The sequence below is a fragment of the Pusillimonas sp. genome (genome assembly GCF_029263785.1).
Taxonomy (GTDB): Bacteria; Pseudomonadota; Gammaproteobacteria; order Burkholderiales; family Burkholderiaceae_B; genus Pusillimonas.
Window position 1 is genome coordinate 1 of sequence record NZ_JAJUFE010000001.1, and the last position, 20,639, is coordinate 20,639.

General features: G+C 57.8%; 15 protein-coding genes. 2 read left to right on the forward strand and 13 right to left on the reverse strand.

Going from position 1 to position 20,639, the window contains the following annotated elements:
* From Q1J88_RS00005 to hrpA, 3 genes are all read right to left on the reverse strand, one after another.
* A partial coding sequence (locus Q1J88_RS00005; protein ID WP_301115340.1) for a glycosyltransferase family 4 protein occupies nt 1-807 on the reverse strand: 807 nt, incomplete at its 3' end.
* A complete protein-coding gene (dnaE, locus tag Q1J88_RS00010) occupies nt 804-4,289 on the reverse strand; it encodes a DNA polymerase III subunit alpha (RefSeq protein WP_301115341.1) in 3,486 nt (1,161 codons plus the stop codon). The genes dnaE and Q1J88_RS00005, both read right to left, overlap by 4 nt.
* A gap of 82 nt (nt 4,290-4,371) precedes the next feature.
* On the reverse strand, nt 4,372-8,223 hold the full coding sequence (gene hrpA, locus Q1J88_RS00015) for an ATP-dependent RNA helicase HrpA (protein ID WP_301115342.1): 3,852 nt from the start codon (nt 8,221-8,223) through the stop codon (nt 4,372-4,374).
* Between the two features lie 55 nt (nt 8,224-8,278).
* Between hrpA and argA the strand changes: the two genes are divergently transcribed.
* Both argA and Q1J88_RS00025 read left to right on the forward strand, forming a co-directional pair.
* Nucleotides 8,279-9,658 (forward strand): amino-acid N-acetyltransferase, encoded by a 1,380-nt coding sequence (argA, locus tag Q1J88_RS00020; protein WP_301115343.1) that lies wholly within the window; start codon nt 8,279-8,281, stop codon nt 9,656-9,658.
* A 124-nt stretch (nt 9,659-9,782) separates the two neighbouring features.
* Nucleotides 9,783-10,055 (forward strand): oxidative damage protection protein, encoded by a 273-nt coding sequence (locus Q1J88_RS00025; protein WP_301115344.1) that lies wholly within the window; start codon nt 9,783-9,785, stop codon nt 10,053-10,055.
* Between the two features lie 116 nt (nt 10,056-10,171).
* Here Q1J88_RS00025 and phoU read toward each other — a convergent pair whose 3' ends face one another.
* The 10 genes from phoU to radA form a co-directional block, all read right to left on the reverse strand.
* A complete protein-coding gene (gene phoU, locus Q1J88_RS00030) occupies nt 10,172-10,897 on the reverse strand; it encodes a phosphate signaling complex protein PhoU (RefSeq protein ID WP_301115345.1) in 726 nt (241 codons plus the stop codon).
* 103 nt (nt 10,898-11,000) lie between these two features.
* Nucleotides 11,001-11,687: a ribose-5-phosphate isomerase RpiA gene (rpiA, locus tag Q1J88_RS00035; RefSeq protein ID WP_301115346.1), complete on the reverse strand. Its 687-nt coding sequence runs from the start codon at nt 11,685-11,687 to the stop codon at nt 11,001-11,003.
* A 2-nt stretch (nt 11,688-11,689) separates the two neighbouring features.
* Nucleotides 11,690-12,046, reverse strand: coding sequence for a Spx/MgsR family RNA polymerase-binding regulatory protein (locus Q1J88_RS00040; RefSeq protein ID WP_301115347.1), 357 nt, complete (start codon nt 12,044-12,046; stop codon nt 11,690-11,692).
* Nucleotides 12,043-12,846, reverse strand: coding sequence for an ABC transporter permease subunit (locus Q1J88_RS00045; protein ID WP_301115348.1), 804 nt, complete (start codon nt 12,844-12,846; stop codon nt 12,043-12,045). Before Q1J88_RS00045 ends, Q1J88_RS00040 begins: the two co-directional genes overlap by 4 nt.
* A complete protein-coding gene (locus Q1J88_RS00050) occupies nt 12,833-13,756 on the reverse strand; it encodes an ABC transporter permease subunit (RefSeq protein ID WP_301115349.1) in 924 nt (307 codons plus the stop codon). Before Q1J88_RS00050 ends, Q1J88_RS00045 begins: the two co-directional genes overlap by 14 nt.
* On the reverse strand, nt 13,753-14,880 hold the full coding sequence (gene potA, locus Q1J88_RS00055; RefSeq protein WP_301115350.1) for a polyamine ABC transporter ATP-binding protein: 1,128 nt from the start codon (nt 14,878-14,880) through the stop codon (nt 13,753-13,755). The genes Q1J88_RS00050 and potA overlap by 4 nt, the downstream gene beginning before the upstream one ends.
* 6 nt (nt 14,881-14,886) lie before the next feature.
* Nucleotides 14,887-15,948 carry a polyamine ABC transporter substrate-binding protein gene (locus Q1J88_RS00060; protein ID WP_301115452.1) on the reverse strand — a complete coding sequence of 354 codons (1,062 nt, stop codon included), beginning with the start codon at nt 15,946-15,948 and terminating at the stop codon, nt 14,887-14,889.
* A 113-nt stretch (nt 15,949-16,061) separates the two neighbouring features.
* Nucleotides 16,062-16,772 carry a 3-deoxy-D-manno-octulosonic acid kinase gene (locus Q1J88_RS00065; protein WP_301115351.1) on the reverse strand — a complete coding sequence of 237 codons (711 nt, stop codon included), beginning with the start codon at nt 16,770-16,772 and terminating at the stop codon, nt 16,062-16,064.
* Nucleotides 16,769-19,270 (reverse strand): FtsX-like permease family protein, encoded by a 2,502-nt coding sequence (locus Q1J88_RS00070; RefSeq protein WP_301115352.1) that lies wholly within the window; start codon nt 19,268-19,270, stop codon nt 16,769-16,771. The genes Q1J88_RS00065 and Q1J88_RS00070 overlap by 4 nt, the downstream gene beginning before the upstream one ends.
* 6 nt (nt 19,271-19,276) lie before the next feature.
* On the reverse strand, nt 19,277-20,638 hold the full coding sequence (gene radA / locus Q1J88_RS00075; protein ID WP_301115353.1) for a DNA repair protein RadA: 1,362 nt from the start codon (nt 20,636-20,638) through the stop codon (nt 19,277-19,279).
* Nucleotide 20,639: the final 1 nt, after the last annotated feature.

Consider the following 20,639-nt stretch of genomic DNA (forward strand, 5'->3'; position numbering starts at 1 on the left):
GGCCTCTTGCTCGGTTGCCAAGGCGAACAGATCAAATCCGGCCAGAAGATTCGGAACGTCGTTGCGGCGTCCCAATAAGTGAACCCGACGCGTCAGCTTTCGTTGGGCGATATATTCCTGCACCTCTTCAAATATCGGTGACCCACCACCCACAAACACCAGATGCAGGTTTGGACGACCGCGAAACAGAGGCTCCATGGCGTCGATCAGGGCACGGTGCCCCTTCTTGGCTCTCATGACGGCCACACAACCCACGACGATGTCGTTTTGCGCGAGCTTCAGCTCTTCCCGCAGGGTTGACGGCTTGTTCCAGGGCTTGATATTGACCACCGGATACACAGTTGCCACATGGGAAGCCGGCACACCGCGGCTGATCAGATGATTGCGCACAAAATTGCTGGCAGTAGTAACCCGGTGCGGAACGATCGTGTAAGACAACAATGACCCAACACGTTTGGCCAAATGACGCGTCCGTACTATTAGCGGCGTACCCGCCAACCGCCCTGCCATGCCCGCAAGAAGGGTGTCACGCCGGCTGTGAGTATTGAGGACATCAAAGTGCCCCTCGCGAAGGACCTTGCGCAGCCTGATCACGCCCTTGATGTAATTTGCCGGGCCGTCCATCAGAAGTGTATGGACGGTGAAGCCATCGTCGCGCAGGCGCTGAGCCAATAGCGCATGGGGCTGACAGATGGCTTCCATATGATGCCCACGCTCACGCATGGCCGTCATCATCTGGTGTATGTATTGTTCCTGCCCCCCAAAACTGGTGGCTGCCTCGGAATGGATAATGCGCAACGGCTTCATTGGTAGGCGATCTCCACGCCGTCAGCGCTGACCCAACCCTGCAATTGATCCAGCATGTCATCTGCCATGCGTACTCGCCATTCATCGCCTAAACGCAGGATACATTGATAAGTGTCACGTTCAAGACACACCTCGACATTGACACCCGGTGCATCCGCATCGGAAGAGGCGCGAAACGGGTCAAGAACCTCAGCTAGCCGCTGAAGGTCGGCATTGCCATTGAGGGTAATGCGCAATGCTCTGGCCCGCGCCTCGCGCGCCAGCTGAAGATCGTAAATTTCTTCGGCCGACACCCGTAAGCCGCCCGAATAATCGTCGTTACTGACCTTGCCATGCACAATGACCAGCCGGTCTTCCTTCAACCTGTCTCGATGCTGCTCGTACAACTCGTTGAACACTGCTACCTCGACTTGTGCCGAGCCATCGTCCAGTACCGCGTAAAGCATTTTGCCGCGACGTGTCATGCGCGGACGAACTGAGGCCAGCACGCCCGCAAACCACTGCAAGCCCCGCGCAGGCTCAAGGCGGGCGAGTGGCTTGGGAGCGAAGCGGCGCACCTCGTCCCGCCAGGCATCGAACAGATGGGCACTGAAGAAGAATCCTAACGCGGCCTTTTCCTCGGTGAGTTTTGTACGCAAATCCCAAGGGGCTACTTTGGCCAGTTCTCCTTCGACAATGTCGTCGCTGTCATCATCGAACAGAGAAACCTGATTTGCACTGCGCTCGGCCTGTTCGGCAGCTTCGATCGCGTTGCCCAGGGTGGCGAGCAAAGCCGCACGGTTCTCGTCGATGGAATCGAACGCTCCCGCACGGATCATGGCTTCAATACTGCGCCTGTTGACGGTATGACGATCTATTCGACGACAAAAATCGAACAGGCTCTTGAACGGCCCGCCCTCCTGTCGCGCGCGAATGATCTCTTCCACGGCTGCCTGGCCGGTACCCTTGATGGCACCCAGCCCATATCGGATCGTGCGCGGCGGACGCCCCTGTTCGGTATGCGCGTCGGCGACCGGCTCGAAGCGATAGTTCGAATCGTTGACGTCGGGCGGCAGCACCTCGACCCCGTTGGCCAGGGCATCCTTCCAGAAAACCTGCACCTTGTCGGTATCGTCCATGTCGGATGACAGGGTTGCAGCAAGGAACTCCGCCGGGTGGTACACCTTGAGCCATGCGGTCTGATACGCAATCAGGGCGTAAGCCGCCGAGTGACTCTTGTTGAATCCGTAGCCCGCGAACTTTTCCATCAGGTCGAACAGCTTGACCGCAAGCTCTGCATCGTAACCCTTCTCGACGGCACCCTTTTCAAAGATGGCGCGGTGCTTGGCCATTTCTTCAGGCTTCTTCTTGCCCATCGCCCGGCGCAGCATGTCGGCGCCACCCAAGGTGTAGCCGCCAATGATCTGCGAAATCAGCATCACCTGTTCCTGATACACGATGACGCCGTAGGTACTGCGCAGGACGGGCTCAAGATCCTTGTGGAAATAGTCGACTTCGGCACGTCCATGCTTGCGGTTGACAAAGTCGACCACCATGCCTGATTCAAGCGGCCCGGGGCGATACAACGCCAACATGGCTATGACGTCCTCAAACGTGTTTGGGCGCAGACTGCGCAGCAATTCTTTCATGCCGCGAGACTCAAGCTGGAAGACCGCCGTGGTGTTTCCTTCGCTCAGCAGTTGATAGGTAGCGGCATCATCCAGTGGCAATGCCATGATGTCGAAGTCGCGCTTGTCCTCGTTAAACTTGCGCACGTGCCGTACGGCCCAATCCAGAATGGTCAGGTTGCGCAGGCCAAGGAAGTCGAACTTGACGAGACCTGCGGCCTCGACATCGTCCTTGTCGAACTGAGAGACTGCACTGGCATCGACACCGGGCTGACGGTACAAGGGACAAAAGTCGGTCAATTTGCCAGGTGCAATCAACACGCCGCCGGCGTGCATCCCAATATTGCGGGTCAGGCCTTCCAGAGGGCGCGCCAGGTCTACCAACGCCCTTACTTCTTCGTCCTGGTCGTAGCGCTCCTTGAATGCAGGCTCGTCTTTCAGCGTTCGCTCCAGGCTCCAAGGGTCAGCCGGGTTGAACGGGATCAGCTTGGAGAGCCCGTCGCACAGCATGTACGGCATCTCCAGGACTCGGCCCACGTCGCGCACGACTGCCTTCGCTCCCAGGGTACCGAAAGTCGCGATCTGACTCACCGCCTCTTTCCCGTATTTCTGCTTGACGTAGTCGATGACCCGCTCGCGATTGTCCTGGCAGAAATCGATATCGAAATCGGGCATCGACACTCGCTCGGGATTGAGGAAACGCTCGAACAGCAAGTCGTACCTGATTGGATCCAGATCGGTAATGCCTAGCGAATACGCCACCAGCGACCCCGCGCCCGAACCCCTTCCCGGCCCGACCGGCACGCCATTTTGCTTGCCCCAGTTGATGAAGTCGGCGACGATCAGAAAGTAGCCTGGAAAGCCCATGCTGATGATGGTCTTGCACTCCCAGTCCAGGCGCTCGAGGTATTGCGGATAATTCTTTTGCCGTTCTTCTTCATCGGGAAACAACTGCCGCATGCGCTTTTCGAGCCCTTCGCGTGAAAGCTGAACCAGATAGTCCGCAAGCGTCACACCGTCTGGAGTGGGAAAGTCAGGAAGCTGCGGCTTGCCCAACTGCAGCTCAAGCGAACAACGCTTCGCAATTTCGACAGTGTTCGCGATCGCCGAAGGTACGTCTGCAAACCGCTGCATCATCTCATCAGTGTCGAGCAGGTATTGATCCTTGCTGAAACGACGCACCCGCTTCGGGTTGGCAAGCTGCTCGCCTTCGGCAATACATACACGTGCTTCGTGCGCCCGAAAATCCTCAGCCTGCAGGAACTGCACGGGGTGTGTCGCCACCACGGGCAGGTCAAGCTCTGCCGCCAGACGCATGGCTGCCTGCACATAATTCTCGTCGGCCTCAAAGACACGCTGAAGTTCGATGTAATACGCGCCCGGAAACGCCGCCGCCCATTGATTGGCCATGTCGCGCGCAAGATCCGGCTTGCCGGCCTCGAGGGCCTGCCCCACGTCGCCGGCTCGCCCGCCAGAAAGCACAATGAGACCTTCAAGCCCCATCAGCCAATCGCGCCGTACCTCCGCCCTGCCTGCCTTCTGATTATCCAGCCACGCCCGGGTAAGCAAGTCACACAAATTGAGATAGCCGGCGTGATTGCGCACCAGTACAAGAATTCGATGCGGCTTATCAGCGTCAAGCTCGTTTTCAAGCCACAGATCGCAGCCCGCTATAGGCTTGACGCCGGCGTTTCTTGCCGCCTTGTAGAACTTGATCAAGCCGAACAGATTTGCCAGATCGGTCAGCGCCACCGCAGGCTGACCGAAACTTGCAACTCGTTTTACCAGCTGTGGAATGCGAACAATGCCGTCCACGACTGAAAACTCAGAGTGGACACGCAAATGGACAAAAGATGAGGGCAAGGGGGAATTCATGCTAGGGATTGTACTGAAACCACGCGCTGGACAAGCCTGCGACAAGCTGCCGATTCGTACTGCCGTTTTCCATAAAATGTTCTCACCTCTGCTGTGCCGCCCAGGTCTTTTGCAGACGCTTCACGGATACAGGCATTGGGGTACGCAGCTCTTGGGCAAACAGCGCCACACGCAGTTCCTCAAGCAGCCATCTGAACTCGTCCAGACCAGAATCTGGCGCCCCCTTCAACGCCGACCGCGCGCGCTGATACTGGACAACAAGTGGTGCCATCTCGGACATCAGGCGCCGGTCCCTTCCGGGATCCGCGCGCAACTTTTCGATACGCGCCTGAGCCGCCTTGAGGTAGCGGGGAAAATGGCCCAGTTGCTTATAGGGTGTATCTCGAACAAACCATTTGGACATCAGTGCCGCGATCTGGCCTGACAGGTCGGCATGGCTGTCCGGATGCGCTTTGGCCTGGGGAAGCTTCTTCATGAGCGCGGACCACTCGCCAAGTATCGTACCTACCAGGCGGGCAACTTCCTGCGTCAACAGACCAAGGCGACTGCGCCCGTCGGCAACTCGCTTCTCGAAGGTTTCCCGGTTGTGAGGCCAGGGCTCGGCAAGGCAGGCCTGAGCCAACGCCGCATCAATGATCTGGTCGCGCAACTCTTCCTGTGTGCCCAGGCTTATGTAAAGCATGCTCATGCGCGTCAGTCCGTCCAGGTTCTTCTCCAGAAATTTGACCTGGTCACGCAACGCCAGACGAAATAGCCGCAGCAAGCCCGTACGATGACGCTTTTTGGCTTCGACCGGATCATCGAACACGTCCAGATCACAGTGTGTATGACGATCAATCAAGGCCGGGTAACCCACGAAAGATTGGCCCTTGCGTCGAATTTCCAACAACTCCGGCAATTCTCCGAACGACCAATCAACGAGATTCTCGTGGGACAACACCTGACCGACGCTTTCGTCCCCCGCAGCCACCTTCTGGAACGACGCCTGAGCCTGACTGCCATGCTCAGCCTTGAGCTGGTCAAGATTTCGGCCGCCCGACAGCATGCGGCCATGCTCATCCACAATCTTGAAATTCATGAATAAATGAGCCGGAAGCGTCTCGGTCTTGAAATCACTCAGCTCAGGCCGAACCTTGACCTGCTCCCACAGATCGCTTCGCAGGGCCTCCAGCAAGCCGGTGTCCGGATCGGCAGCACGCGAAAACCAGCGCTCATGGAAACCCGCTGCATACTCGGGCAAAGGCACACAATGCCTGCGCATCCGTTGTGGAAGAGACTTCAACAACATTTGAACCTTCTCTTTCAACATGCCCGGTACCAGCCATTCGCAGCGCATGGGATCGACCTTGTTCAGCGCGAAGAGCGGCACGGTCAGCGTAACGCCGTCCCGGACCGATCCCGGCTCAAAGTGGTAGTCAAGTGACATTTCCACTCCGTCCCACACCACCTTTTTGGGAAAGACATCGGTAGTGACACCGGCCGCCTCGTGGCGCATGATGCCATCCCGTGTGAGTCGCAAGCCATCCAGCGTTGCCTTGTCAAGGCCGCTCGCCCATTTCTCAAGAGTGGCTGACTGGAATATGCCGGCCGGAAGCTTCTGATCGTAAAACGCATAGATCAGGGAATCGTCGACCAGAATATCCGGACGCCGAGCCTGATGCTCGAGCTTTTCTATCTTGGCGATCAGTTGTCGGTTGTGATTAATGAACGATAGACGGGTGTCGATATCACCGGGGACCAGAGCTTCGCGAATGAAGATCTCCCGCGCCTGAACCGGATCCACCTTTCCATAACTGATGCGACGACCCGAATAGACCGGCAGTCCGTATAGGGTAGCCCGCTCGTTGGCGACGACTTGTCCGCTTTTTCTGTCCCAGCGCGGCTCCGACCAGACCCGCTTTATCAGGTGGGCTCCCGCGCGCTCAAGCCAAGGCGGCTCGATTCGAGCCACGCAGCGCGCATACAGGCGTGTGGTCTCGACAAGCTCACCGGCCACAATCCAGCGCCCGGCCTTCTTCACCAGAGCTGATCCAGGATGGATTTGAAAACGGATATCTCGTGCTCCAAGATAGCCACCACCCTCTTCATTCTTTAACCCGATATTCCCGAGCAGGCCGGATAGCAAGGCCATGTGAACCTGCTCATAGGTGGCAGGCAAGGTGTTTACGCGCCACTGTTGCTCGCCGACGAGCGCGGCCAACTGTCCATGCACGTCGCGCCATTCTCGCAATCGCGCAGGCGACAAAAAGTTCTGGCGTAACAACGCAATCAGCTTGCGCTGGGAACCCTTGTGCGCGACTTGCTCGTGATACCAGGTCCAGAGCTTCAGATAAGAGAGGAACTCGGATTTATCGTCACGAAACCTGGCATGAGCTGCTTCAGCCGCTTCTCGCTGAACCATGGGTCGGTCACGAGGGTCCTGTACGGACAGGGCCGCAGCAATGATCAACATCTCCGAGAGACATTGCTGGGCGTTAGCCTCGAGTATCATGCGTGCCAGGCGGGGATCGACCGGCAGTCGAGCCAGCGAGCGCCCCGTGGCGGTCAGTTGGTTGGACCCGTCCAGTGCTCCCAGCTCCTGAAGCTGCTGATACCCATCGGCAATCGCTCGACCGGTGGGAGCGTCCACAAACGGAAAGGTTTCAATGTCATCCAATCGCAATGACTTCATGCGCAGTATGACCGAGGCCAGTGACGAACGCAGGATCTCGGGATCGGTAAAGGCAGGGCGCGACTTGAAGTCGGCTTCATCGTAGAGGCGAATACAAACCCCCGGGCCGACTCGACCGCAACGCCCCGCACGCTGATTGGCTGATGCCTGACTGATTGGCTCTATGCGCAGCTGCTCAACCTTGTTACGCCATGAATAGCGCTTGACGCGGGCAAGGCCGCTATCCACGACGAATCGGATACCTGGCACTGTAAGCGACGTCTCCGCCACATTGGTCGCAAGGACAATTCGGCGTGCATTGCCGCTGGGCTTGAAAATACGCTCTTGCTCAGCCTGTGAAAGGCGGGCAAACAAGGCAAGTACTTCAGAACCAGGCGGGTGCTGCTTGCGTAACGATTCAGCGGCTTCCCGAATTTCTCGCTCACCCGGCAAAAAGACCAGCACATCGCCCGGACCGTATCGGGCGCACTCGGCTACGGCATCCACCACCGCGCTTATCAGATCGCGCTCTTCATCTTGAGCGGATTCAGATTTGCCGCTGACCCGCCTTGCAGCAACATCATTACCGACTTCATCGAGTATCGGCCGGTACAGCACCTCGACCGGATACAGCCGCCCGGAGACTTCAATGACCGGTGCCGGGCGTCCGTCGATGGCAAAGTGCCTGGAAAACTTGTCGGCATCAATCGTTGCCGACGTGATGATCAGCTTCAGGTCTGGTCGCTTGGGCAGCAGCTGCTTCAGGAAACCCAGCAGAAAATCGATATTGAGACTACGCTCGTGCGCCTCATCAATGATGATGGTGTCGTAGCGGCGAAGCAGCGGGTCTCGCTGGGATTCCGCCAGCAGTATGCCGTCCGTCATTAGCTTGATCGCTGTCCCGGCACCGCTGCGATCACTGAAGCGTATCTGGTAGCCCACCCAGTCACCCAACTCGGAGCCAAGTTCTTCGGCCACTCGTCGAGCCACGGAAGTGGCCGCCAGACGCCGGGGTTGCGTATGCGCGATCAGGCCATTTTGCCCTCTTCCAAGCTCAAGGCAGATCTTGGGCAACTGTGTGGTCTTGCCCGACCCGGTTTCACCACTTACGATAATGACCTGATGCTGGCCGATTGCCGCAGCAATGTCGTCACGTCGCGCACTGACTGGCAGGTCTTCGGGGTAATGGATCGGCGGCAGTGGCCGAGTGATTTTGGCCCGGGCGCGATTGCGGCTGGACTCTCTTCTGTGTTGGTTTACCGACAATTCGACGGGCTCTTCCATGAAAACTCTAATAAAGCGGGTACCAGTCATTATAATTTTGCATTGATGTAAAAACATGGGAACCCGCGTGCACAACGATTTGGTCCAAAACGACACGGAAACCCTTTCGGCGCACGATGCGCCTGAATTTGCCCCAGCCCAGTTCGTGCGCTGGTTCCGCGAGGTTGCGCCTTACGTGCACGACTTTCGCGGCAAGACCTTTGTCGTCGCGTTTGGCGGCGAACTGGTCATAGACGGCGCACTGAACACCCTTATCCAAGACCTTTCGCTGCTGTCGGCCTTGGGTGTGAAGCTGGTACTTGTCCACGGTTCGCGCCCCCAGGTCAATGAGCAGCTCAAGCTCAAGGGTTACACCACACAGTTTGGCCGCGGTACCGAACCGACCTCGCCAGAGGCTCTGGAATGCGCCAAGGAAGCCGCCGGCGAGATTCGCCTTGACATCGAAGCGGCGTTCAGTCAGGGCTTGCCCAATACTCCGATGTCCCACGCCAAGATCCGGGTAATTTCGGGCAACTTCGTCACCGCGCGTCCGGTAGGTGTCATTGATGGGATTGACCACCAGCACACCGGCGCAGTTCGCAAGCTGGATATCGACGCGATCAAGGCCGTGATGAACCAGGGTGCCATCGTACTGTTGTCGCCGCTGGGGTTCTCGCCTACGGGCGAAGCCTTCAACCTCGCCATGGAAGAACTCGCCACAAGTGTTGCCGTGGCGTTGCGGGCCGAAAAGCTTATCTTCCTGACCCAGGATCATATCGTCCGTCTCGAAGACGGCTCGGTAGACACCGAACTGGCGCGTGAAGAGGCAGACGCTTTGCTGGCCTCGGGCAAGCTCGACGAAGAAACCGCCTCGTTCCTTACGCACGCTTCCCGTGCCGTCAAACGCGGCGTCGCCCGAGCCCACCTGCTTCCGTACACACTGGACGGAAGCGTACTGCTAGAAATCTTCACCCACGACGGGGTGGGCACCATGGTGGTCGAAGACAATCTTGATGATCTTCGCCCCGCTACCATGGATGATATCGGTGCCATCGTGCAGCTGATTGAGCCTCTTGAGGCCGACGGCACTCTTGTGCCACGTGGACGGGCAACCATTGAACGCGAAGTTGAGCTGTTCACGGTTCTGGAACACGACGGTGTCATCTACGGATGCGTCGCGCTTAAACCGTATCTGGACGAAGGGATGGTCGAGATGGCCTGCCTGATCGTCCATCCCGAATGGCAAGGTGAAGGCGAAGGCGAAATGCTGCTCAGACATGCCGAAGGCAAGGCCCGCGCCATGGGTGCGCGCCGTCTGTTTGTCCTGACCACCCGAACCTCACATTGGTTCATGAAGCGCGGTTTCGCGCGCGGCGGCGTCTCCGACCTGCCCAAGGAGCGCCAGGCGCATTACAACCGGTCTCGCAACAGTCTCATATTTATCAAGCGGCTTTGATTTTGTGCTGCGCCCGGCAATCACCGCGCCGCTGCAAGGCCATCAGTCTGCCATCGCGCCTGCCTTCGCGAAGCTTGTACAATGAAGCCATTGATCAATCGTACTTTCACGAGGTAGTAACGTCATGGCACGCATGGTCCAATGTGTAAAACTCAAACGCGAAGCCGAAGGCCTGGATGCGCCGCCCTATCCCGGCGAACTCGGCATGCGTATCTGGCAAAACATCTCGAAGCAGGCCTGGGCTCAATGGATCGAGACACAAACTCGCCTGGTCAACGAAAACCGTCTCAATCTGGCCGATATTCGTGCACGTAAATATCTGGCACAACAAATGGAAAGCTACCTGTTCGACGACGCACACGTCGAAGCCCAGGGATACGTCCCTCCGTCAGAATAAAAAACGGATGCTTTGAACCACCCCAAAAAGTTGGATACCAATCCAGCCTTTGGGGAGCACGGTTCGCTTCGACATCCGTTTTTTTGCCCCGACCCCGGGGCGAAGTGCAAATCCAATCAGACGTCGTTGTCTTCTTCGAAGATGTGTCCCCTGGCCGTCCGTTCTGTGGCCTTGACCCCGGTGTGACGTACGTCGTCGCCCATCACCATGTAAATGACACGCTCGGACATGTTCTTGGCATGGTCTCCGATTCGTTCAAGTGACCGCGCGATAAAGATAAGGTCGATGGCCCGAGTTATGACGCGCGGATCTTCGATCATGTAGGTGATCAGATGACGGAGCGTGGCCTTCCATTCCTTGTCGACTTCTTTGTCACGACGAACCACTTCGGCCGCATGCACGGGATCCTCGCGCGCGAATGCGTCGAGCGCCTGTCTTAGCATCGACACCACATAATCGCGCATGTGCCTGAGCTCGACTGCCGGAATGTACCGACCCTCGGATTCATGCAAGCGACGCGACACCTTGGCGACTTTTTCGGCCTCGTCGCCGCAACGCTCCATATCGGTGAGCATTTTGGATATCGACAACAGCAATCGCAGGTCGACCGCTGCCGGCTGGTTGCGGGCAATTAGCTGACTGATGCGCTCGTCGATTTCTACCTCGAGGCGATTGACCTCTTTTTCGCGCTCACGCACACGGTCGACCAGTGTAAGATCGCCAGAGATCAGTGTTTCGACGCCGTCGTAAACCATAGTTTCGACCAGACCGCCCATTTGCAGAAACAAGGACTTGGTCGTTTCAAGATCGGAAGAAAACTGTCTGTTGGTGTGCTCTGTCATAAGTGCCCTTGTCGCCTAAAACTTGGTATCAGTGCCTGCCGACGCAGGCATTAGACATGATAATCCATTCAAGGCCAAAGCTTAACAGGCGCTTATGACACAACTATGAAACCGATGGAGCGGACAACTTCCTTACGCCCCCTTGCCCGGAAATCAGAACCAGATCTGCACCGCGGATGGCGAACAGGCCGCAAGTGACGACTCCCGGGATATCATTGATAAGCGACTCAAGCTGCGCCGGCTGAGAAAAATCCAGCCCGGAGACATCGAGAATCCGACATCCATTGTCGGTAACGAAACCTTCACGTTCGACGGGATTCCCCCCCAAGTTGACCAGGCGTCGGGCAACGGCGCTCATCGCCATGGGAATCACCTCTACCGGCAAGGCAAAGGCACCAAGCCGGCTTACCAGCTTGGACTCGTCGACGATGCATATGAAACGTTCGGCGACGGACGCCACGATCTTCTCGCGCGTCAAGGCTCCCCCACCCCCTTTTATCATGTTCAGGCTGCCGTCGACCTCATCTGCGCCATCGACATAGGCGGGCATGTAATCAATTTCGTTCAGGTCAAAGACCCGAACGCCGGCCCGGGCCAGGCGATCCGAGCTGCGCTCGGAACTGGACGCTGCCCCGCGAAACCGATGTGCATGCGGAGCCAGCGCATCGATGAACAGATCGACGGTGGATCCTGTTCCTACTCCGAGGATGGTGTCAGCCTGGAGCAGGGGCAAGATATGCTCGACGGCGGCTTTCGCAACATTGAGCTTCAAAGAGTTCTGGTCGAGCATGACTACCCCCTGAGTTCCTCATATTTTTTGGCGTTGAAGCCCACGCTGACGCGACCGTCCACCTCGACCCGAACCGGGCGTTTTACCAAGGTTGGATATTCTTCAATCAGTGCCAGCCACTGGGAATCGTCCTGCGGTGCCTTGCGGGGCTCGGGCAGGTTCCGCCACGTCATCGAAGCACGGTTGACGAGCTTTTCCCACCCGCCGAGCTGTTCCTTCCATTTGGACAGCATTGCAGGGGCAATCGGATTGTCGCGGTAGTCAGAAAACTCGTACGGCTGACCGGCATCCTCAAGCCATTTCATGGCCTTGACGCAAGTACTGCAGCGCTTCAGCCCGTAAAGCTGTATGGGTTTCATGTTTCCCCTTTTCGCCATTGCACCTTGCTGGCCACGATCACGCAGATACCTACGATCACAATGAACAAGGTTGCCAAAGCGTTGATTTCAGGTTTGAGTCCGAGTCTTACTCGGGAAAAAACCTCGAGCGGTAAAGTGGTGTAACCCGGACCGGAAAGAAACGATGCAATCACCACATCGTCCAGAGAGAGTGTAAAGGCGAGCAGCCAGGAAGCCATCAGCGCGGGAGCAATCAGGGGCAAGGTAATGACAAAGAAGACCTTGAGCGGTGATGCGCCCAGATCCAGGGCCGCTTCCTCGAGCGAGCGATCAAGATCGCGAATGCGCGCCTGAACAACGACGGCCACGTAGGCCACACACAAGGTAACGTGCCCGATCCAGATGGTGAACATACCGTTTCCGGCCGGCCAGCCGATAAGTTCTCCCAGTTCCACAAACATCAGAAGCAGAGAGATGCCCAGCACGACTTCGGGCATTGCCAACGGGGCGCACAACATGCCGACGTATAGGCCGGATCCGCGGAACGGACCCATTCGAACGAGCACATAAGCCGCCCAGGTACCCAACGCCACAGCTGCCGTCGCGGTAAGTGCCGCAATGCGCAGGGACAGCCAGGTGGCAGACAATAAAGCCTGGTCATTGAAGAGTTCTTCGTACCACCGCAAGGAAAACCCGGTCCACGAGGTCATCATGGCCGAATCATTGAATGAAAACAGCATGAGACAGGCAATGGGCACGTAGAGAAATCCGTAACCCAGCGTCAGGATGACAGCGCGGAAAAGCCAGTTAGTTTTTGCCACGTTGCCTCTCCGCATCAAACTGCCTGGCCTGGTTGTACTGCAGCAAAGCCAACGGCACGATAAGAATCAACACCATCACGCAGGTGACGGCAGCTGCCATGGGCCAATCAGTATTGTTGAAGAACTCGGTCCACATCAGGCGACCCATCATAAGCGTATCGGCGCCGCCAAGCATCTCGGGAATCACATACTCGCCCACCGTAGGAATGAACACGAGCAAGGCGCCGGCAACAACACCCGGCATCGACATTGGCAAGGTTACGCGCAGGAAAGCCTGCGTCGGACGTGCGCCAAGATCATAGGCGGCTTCCAGCAGCCGTACGTCCAGCTTCACCAGGCTGGCGTAAAGCGGCAGAATAAAAAACGGCAGATAGGCGTAGATCAGGCCGATATAAACCGCCACGTCAGTACGGTAAATTTCCAGCGGAGCATCAATGAGCCCCAAGGCCAGCAATGCACTGTTCAGCAGGCCATCGCTGCGCAAAATGCCCACCCAGGCATAAACCCGCAGTAAAAGCGACGTCCAAAATGGCAAGATAACCGCCAGAAGCATCAAGTTTCGCGCCTTGGGTGTTGCACGGGCGATGTAATAAGCCATCGGATAGCCGATCAATACGCAACAGGCTGTAGTAACCAGAGCCATCTTGACCGAGCTGATGTAGGTGGCAATGTACAGGCTGTCCGTCAACAACAACTTGTAGCTGCTGAAGTACACGCTCAGCCTCAGGGCTTCGTTTTCGAACAGGGCCAGCGGCGTATACGGCGGGATGCCAAACCGCAGATCCGCGAAACTGATCTTCAGCACCAGCAGGAAAGGGGCCAGCAAAAATAACGCGAGCCAAGCGAACGGCGGAACAATGGCCAGCTTACGCAAGGCGGGAAGCCGGTCGTGCAAGAACAGGCGCTTCATGATGCCAACACCGTAGCGCTGTCGCTGGCCCAACTGATGTAAACCTCTTCTTCCAGCCCCGGTGCCTCTGACTGGGCCAGGACCTGGCGTGGCACCTCTGCTTCAACCACTGCACCGGAATCGAGCCTGAGCTGATAGCGGGCGTGGCTGCCCATCCATGCCACGTGTCCCACGACTGCGCGTGCCCAGTTGTAGTCCGACTGGGGTTGTTCACGCAACACCCGGATCTGCTCTGGCCGCACAGATACGTGTACCTGCATGCCAAGTGGTTCGTTTACGCCATGGTTCACGTACATTGGACGAGGAAGCTCGTCACTTTCGATTTGTACGTGGTCCGCCTCGTCCACAGTGATGGTACCGGTGAAAAGATTGGTGCTTCCAATGAATCCGGCCACAAAACGCGAGTTCGGAAACTCGTAGACTTCTTGCGGTGTGCCACACTGCACAATCTGCCCTTCCGTCATGACTGCAAGGCGATCCGCCATGGTCATGGCCTCATCCTGATCGTGGGTGACCATAATGCACGTTACACCTACCTGATCCAGAATACGAACAAGCTCAATTTGGGTCTTCTGGCGAATCTGCTTGTCCAGCGCTGACATGGGCTCGTCCAGCAGCAGAAGTTTCGGTCGCTTTACCAGGCTGCGCGCCAACGCCACCCGTTGTTGCTGGCCACCGGATAACTGATGCGGCTTGCGGCGGGAGTATCCCGCCATCTGTACCAGGTCGAGCGCTTCGAACACGCGTTCATGAACTTCGTTTCGCGGCACGCCTTCCTGCTTGAGGCCAAATGCAACGTTGGCTTCGACCGTCATGTGGGGGAACAGCGCATATGACTGAAACATCATGTTCACCGGCCGTCGATACGGAGCCAGCGAGGTGATGTCCTGGCCGTCCAGATAGATTCGGCCGGAGGTAGGCTCCTCGAACCCGGCCAGCATCCGCAGCAAAGTCGATTTTCCACAGCCGGAACTTCCCAATAAGGCAAAGATCTCGCGGCGCCTGACGGACAAGTTGACCGACTGAACGGCCACGACGTCACCGTAGATCTTGACCACATCATCGACACGCACGAAGGCGTCTTCATCAGCCGGCCAGGCCGGGTTGGCATTGCGATTATCCATAACTGGCTAGCGTCCTGAGCGAAGTTCGGCCCACATCCGGTTTTGTACACGCAACACGTGAAGCGGCAGGGCCTTGATGACAAAAAGCTGCGAGGCCACTTCATCCGGCGGATAGATCATGACGTTCTCGGCAACTTCCGGATCGACATACTGACGCGCGGTCTTGTTGGCGTTGGGATAAAACATCGTGTTCGTAATGGCCGCGTGGACCTGCGGAGTCTCGATATAGTTGATGAAGGCATGTGCTTCATCCACGTTGGATGCGCCTTTGGGAATTGCCATGGTGTCAAACCAGGCCGGGGCCCCACCCTCGGGAAGGTAATAGTCAATTTCGTATGGCCTGCCGGCTTCTTTAGCGCGGTCTCGCGCGATCAGAACGTCGCCCGAAAAACCGTACACCATGCACAAATCGCCGGAAGCGAGCTCATCGATATAGCCCGACGAACTGAACTGGCGAACGTATGGACGAATTTTTTTGAGGAGCTGTACAGCAGCCCGGTAATCATCCGGATTCGTGCTGTTGGGATCTTTACCCAAATAATGCAGCGCAGCCGGAAAGACCTGGGCAGCCTCATCCAGGATGGCAATACCGCAGCCCTTCAGTTTGCTTGCATAGTCGGGGTTGAACAGCATGTCCCAACTATGCAGGGGCGCATCCTCACCCAGTATTTCCCGCACGCGGGTAACGTTGTAGCCCAATCCGTTAGTGCCATAACCCCAGGGAACAAGATACTGATTGCCAGGGTCAACGGCGGCCACCAACTTCATGATCTCCGGATCGAGGTGACGCCAATTGGGTATGCGGCTTTTATCCAGTTTCTGAAACAGGCCGGCTTCCAGCTGGCGCGCCGCATAGTGAGTGGAGGGCACAACAACGTCATAACCTGATTTGCCCGTAAGAAGCTTGGCCTGCAAGGTGTCGTTGCTATCGTACACGTCGTAGCGCACCCGGATGCCCGTTTCCTTCTCAAAGCCCGACAACGTATCAGGCGCGGTGTACTCGGCCCAGTTATAAACGTTGACAACACGGCCTTGAGACCAGGCTGTGGAAGTCGCCAGGCACAGCAATGCCAGCAGCCACGACGTGACCTTCTTTAAACCCACGATGAAAGCCTCCGGAATCCATACACCGAAAAGACGAGATGATAAAGCTTTTTGGATGTCAGTTTTTTGTGCGAGAGCTAACGATAATCGGCGGCGATCTGTTCATAAGCCTGTTGCACCTGCGACCAGTATTGGGCTCCGTTCTGTCCTGCCACCTTCAGCAAAGAGCGGCGCAAGCGAAGCAAGTTTGCCTGTCGAAGCGACGTACTCATGGTGCGCCTTCGGGCGCGATCGAAATCAATCAGCCAGACCTGTCCGGTTTGATCCAACAGCACATTATAGGCATTGAGGTCGGCATGCCAGATACCAGCCCGATGCATGGCGTGAATAGCGCGCGCAACCGCATGGGGATGCGCCGGAGCTTCGGCCAGGGTTCGCACGCCCTGGATTCGCTCGATCAGGATTGCAGCACGGTAAAATGGCCCGCTACGCCAATAAGCCGCTGCCAGCGGCGCCGGTACCTTTACGCCCAGGCTGTGCAGTTCCTGCAAAATACGAAATTCGGCAAAAGAGCGCGTCGACGACGCTCCAGTCCATATGTAACGGTCACGGCTGATTCTGGCGATCATGCCGCCGCGACGGTAATGGCGCAGCACTGCAGAGCCAAATTCCGCCCTCACAAACCAGGCTGACTGCCGACCCCCGACCTGTACGGAAGTAGCTTCCAATTGCGGGTTGCCGGGATTGAACAGTTGATCTGATGGTGACTGAATGCGTGAAGAATCAAAACACATCGCCCCACCCGGAATATCGAGTATTGCGGTTCGAATTCTGTTCCCGGTAATCATGCGGCTTCCCGAAGCAGACGCTGCGCAGGGGTTTGCAAGACACCACGCAGCGCCAGTCTGCCCCCCAGCCACGAGATCAGGACACCTCCGCCAATACCGGCAAACCACGGCCACCAGGGCCACCCGAGCGAGAACTCGAACACCCTGTCTGCCAGAACTTGCGCCAGCACAATCGACACAAATGCGGCGAGCACTCCTGATAGTGCTCCCAAGCTTACAAGTTCTATAAACTGCGTAAGGCGCAGTCTGCGAGCCGCCGCCCCCAACACTCTCAACACCGCGACCTCGTGAATACGCTCGTCGCGGGTCGCAGCAAATGCGGCGGCCAATACCTGGATGCCTGCGGCCAGCGTAAACAGAAACAAGATCTGCACCGCCACAATAGCCTGCTCGATGATGCGTCGGACATGTCCCAGAATTGCCCCAACATCGACGACCGTCAAGTTAGGAAACTCGCCGAGCAGTTGCCGGTTCAAATGTGCCAGTTGGGGAGGCATATAAAAAGACGTGATATAGGTTGCCGGGGCGCCTGACAGCGCAGCAGGCGAAATCAAGGCAAAGAAATTGACGTCGAAGGAATCCCACTTCACCTCCCGCAAGCTCGTCACAACCACCCTGACGAGCTGCCCCGCCACATCGAAAGTCAGTGAATCGCCCAGACCGATCTGCAGAGTTTTGGCCAAGCCGGTTTCGAGCGAGACCTCGTTCGCTGAGGGGTCCAGCCAGCGTCCCGATACAAGGGTGTTGCTTGAGGGCAACGCAGGCATGTGCGAAAGATTGAACTCGCGCTCGACCATGCGCTGAGCACGTTCGTCTTCATAGCGCGCCGCATCGACGGGCTGATCGTTGATCTGAACCAGACGGCCCCGAATCATCGGGGCGGGCTCCTGAATGCGGAGCCCTGCATCAACAAGTGTGTCCGTCACTGCCTCGCGTTGTTCCGGCTGAATATTGATCAGGAAGGTGTTGGGAGCATCGTCCGGTAAAGTTCCCCTCCAACCGTCGAGCAGATCTATGCGCGTCAGGGTCAGCAGCAACATCACGGTCAGTCCGACACCCAAGGCGCATACCTGGGTGGTGGCAAGGCCAGGACGCCGCACCATCCCCCGCAGCGCGAACCGGAACAGGGAGGCATGGTGCAGTGTGCTTGCCACCGCTCCCAAACCGCGAATGACCACGTACGCGACGCCGTAAAAAACGAGCAGGCCACCCGCGAACCCACCGGTGACCCAAGCACTCATCCTTGCATCGGCCGATATCCCCCATGCCAGTAAGTAAAACGAAACCATGCCGGCACCGTATGCCACCCATTTCCTTGGCTCCCATTCGTCCCGCGATTGACGCAGCACGCGCATGGGTGGAACCCGATACAGTGACGACAAGGGAGGCAGCACGAAGCCGACCAGTATCAGCAGCGAGGCAACGTATCCATGCAGGGCAGGTGTCCAGGAAGGCTGCGGCAAGCCCACATCCAGCAAGGAAGAAACGAGCCCGGTGACTCCTGCTTGAATGCCGTATGCCAGCACCACCCCCACTGAGGCGGCCAGTATGGCAAGGACTACCAGTTCTGTAACGAACATGACTGCCAGCTGCCGCTTACCCGCCCCGATACAGCGCATGACAGCGACGGAGTCCCGATGGCGTCGGCTAAACCGGCGCGACGCCAGCGCCACAGCAACTGCGGATATTACGACGGTCAGCAAGGCCACCAGAGTCAGGAACTGGTAGGCGCGATTTAACGAGCGCTGAATCTCCGGCCGCGCTTCGCCAGGGTGCGACAGTCGCTGACCCGGCTCCAGGCGTGGCTCAAGCCATGACTCAAACGCCTGCAACTGCGCCTCCGGACCGGCGAACTTGACGACGTCCCGGACACGGCTTGCAGGACCCAGCAACCCCGTCGCGGGCAAATCATCCAGACGCATCATTACACGCGGCGCCACATTGATGAACTGCACGCCCCGGTCAGGTTCATAGGAGATGACCGCATCCACGGCGAACGAGGATTCGCCCAGAGAAATGAGATCGCCAACATCGATTCCCAGCAGGCCGGTCAATTGCGGATCTATCCACACCTTGCCCGGCCCGGGGCCGCCGACCGCCCTGGTCCCCTGCCGGGACCCTTCTTGCCGTAGCAACAATTCACCGCGCAGCGGGTATGAAGGATCGACGGCCTTGAGAGACACGAGCCCCATCCCTGTGTCGGTGCTGGCCATTGACGACAGCACGCGATATGAGGAGCTTTCCAAGCCCAGCTCAGCAGCACGATTTAGAATCGACTCGTCAACCGGTTCGTCGGACGAAAGCGCCAGGTCGCCGCCCAGCATCTGGGCCGAGCTGCGGTCCAGGGCTTTGGAAACGCGATCGGACAGAAAACCGACGCTACTTATGGCAGCAGCTGCGATCAACAATGAAATCGCCAGAAGCACGAGTTCGCCAGATCGCCAGTCGCGCCTTAACGCGCGAAACCCGGGTGCCAGATACCTGTTCCAGAGACTCATTGGCAATCAGCCCCGCAAGCGGTTGATGGCCGCGTCTATCCGATCAACCGGCCAGATTTCCAGGCCCTCGATAGGCTGGCGAGGAGCATTTGCCTTAGGAACAAGCGCCAGGCGGAACCCCAGCTTGGCAGCCTCCTTGAGACGTTCCTGCCCCCTGGGCGCGGGTCGAATTTCACCGGCCAACCCGACTTCGCCAAATGCAATAAGCCCTTCGGGCAAGGGTTTATCCCGCAATGAGGACATGATGGCCAGAAGAACCGGCAGATCGGCTGCCGGCTCGGTGATTTTCACCCCCCCAACGGCGTTGACGAAGACATCCTGGTCAAATGTGGCGACACCCGCATGGCGATGCAGCACCGCCAGCAGCATGGCCAGCCGAGTGCTTTCCAGCCCCACAGAAAGCCGCCTCGGGTTGGGTACATGAGCGCCATCCACCAAAGCCTGTATTTCTACCAGCAAAGGTCGTGTGCCTTCCTGGGTTGCCATGACACATGAACCGGCAACATTTCGATCATGCTGAGACAGGAACAGCGCCGACGGATTGCTGACACCCCGCAAGCCACGATCCGTCATAGCAAAAACACCCAGTTCATTCACGGCGCCAAAACGGTTCTTGATCGCCCTGACCAGCCGGAACGATGAATGCGTATCCCCCTCGAAATACAATACGGTATCGACGATATGCTCGAGAACACGTGGGCCCGCCAGTGCCCCGTCCTTGGTGACATGACCAATCAGCACAATGGCCGTGCCAGTTTGCTTTGCAAGCCTTGTAAGCTGGGCGGCACATTCACGCACCTGCGACACCGACCCCGGTGCCGCGCTGAGCTCGGACGAGTACAAGGTCTGGATGGAATCTATGACCGCAACCTTGGGCTTCTGCTCTGTCAGCGCCGCGACAATAGCCTCCAGCCTGATCTCGGCCAGCAGCATCACGTCTTCAGTAGGAAGCTCGAGGCGCCGGGCGCGCAAGGCCACCTGTTCGGCGGATTCTTCACCTGTCACGTAAAGGACCGGAGTGACTCGTGAGAGCGACACCAGGGCTTGCAGAAGCAAGGTCGACTTGCCGATGCCCGGATCGCCGCCAATGAGAATGACCGCACCGGATACCAGTCCGCCCCCCAGCACGCGGTCAAACTCAGCGATTCCGGTGGGTTGCCGCGGCAGTTCACGTGCCTCGATCTCTGCAAGGTTGCGCACCGGACTTGCCCCGGCCAACGGCGCGAACCTGTGGTTCTGGGCGGGAGCCGCCACGGTTTCAGTCAGAGTGTTCCATTCGCCGCAATGTGGGCACTTGCCCTCCCACTTTGGGCAGGTACCACCGCACTGGCTGCAGACAAATGTGGTCCTGGCTTTGGCCTTGGCCATG

Excerpts from the sequence above, each read along its gene's own strand:
- dnaE (WP_301115341.1), bottom strand. The coding sequence starts at position 4,289 with ATGAATTCCCCCTTGCCCTCATCTTTTGTCCATTTGCGTGTCCACTCT.
- hrpA (WP_301115342.1), bottom strand. The coding sequence starts at position 8,223 with ATGGAAGAGCCCGTCGAATTGTCGGTAAACCAACACAGAAGAGAGTCC.
- argA (WP_301115343.1), top strand. The coding sequence starts at position 8,279 with ATGGGAACCCGCGTGCACAACGATTTGGTCCAAAACGACACGGAAACC.
- Q1J88_RS00025 (WP_301115344.1), top strand. The coding sequence starts at position 9,783 with ATGGCACGCATGGTCCAATGTGTAAAACTCAAACGCGAAGCCGAAGGC.
- phoU (WP_301115345.1), bottom strand. The coding sequence starts at position 10,897 with ATGACAGAGCACACCAACAGACAGTTTTCTTCCGATCTTGAAACGACC.
- rpiA (WP_301115346.1), bottom strand. The coding sequence starts at position 11,687 with ATGCTCGACCAGAACTCTTTGAAGCTCAATGTTGCGAAAGCCGCCGTC.
- Q1J88_RS00040 (WP_301115347.1), bottom strand. The coding sequence starts at position 12,046 with ATGAAACCCATACAGCTTTACGGGCTGAAGCGCTGCAGTACTTGCGTC.
- Q1J88_RS00050 (WP_301115349.1), bottom strand. The coding sequence starts at position 13,756 with ATGAAGCGCCTGTTCTTGCACGACCGGCTTCCCGCCTTGCGTAAGCTG.
- potA (WP_301115350.1), bottom strand. The coding sequence starts at position 14,880 with ATGGATAATCGCAATGCCAACCCGGCCTGGCCGGCTGATGAAGACGCC.
- Q1J88_RS00065 (WP_301115351.1), bottom strand. The coding sequence starts at position 16,772 with ATGATTACCGGGAACAGAATTCGAACCGCAATACTCGATATTCCGGGT.
- Q1J88_RS00070 (WP_301115352.1), bottom strand. The coding sequence starts at position 19,270 with ATGAGTCTCTGGAACAGGTATCTGGCACCCGGGTTTCGCGCGTTAAGG.
- radA (WP_301115353.1), bottom strand. The coding sequence starts at position 20,638 with ATGGCCAAGGCCAAAGCCAGGACCACATTTGTCTGCAGCCAGTGCGGT.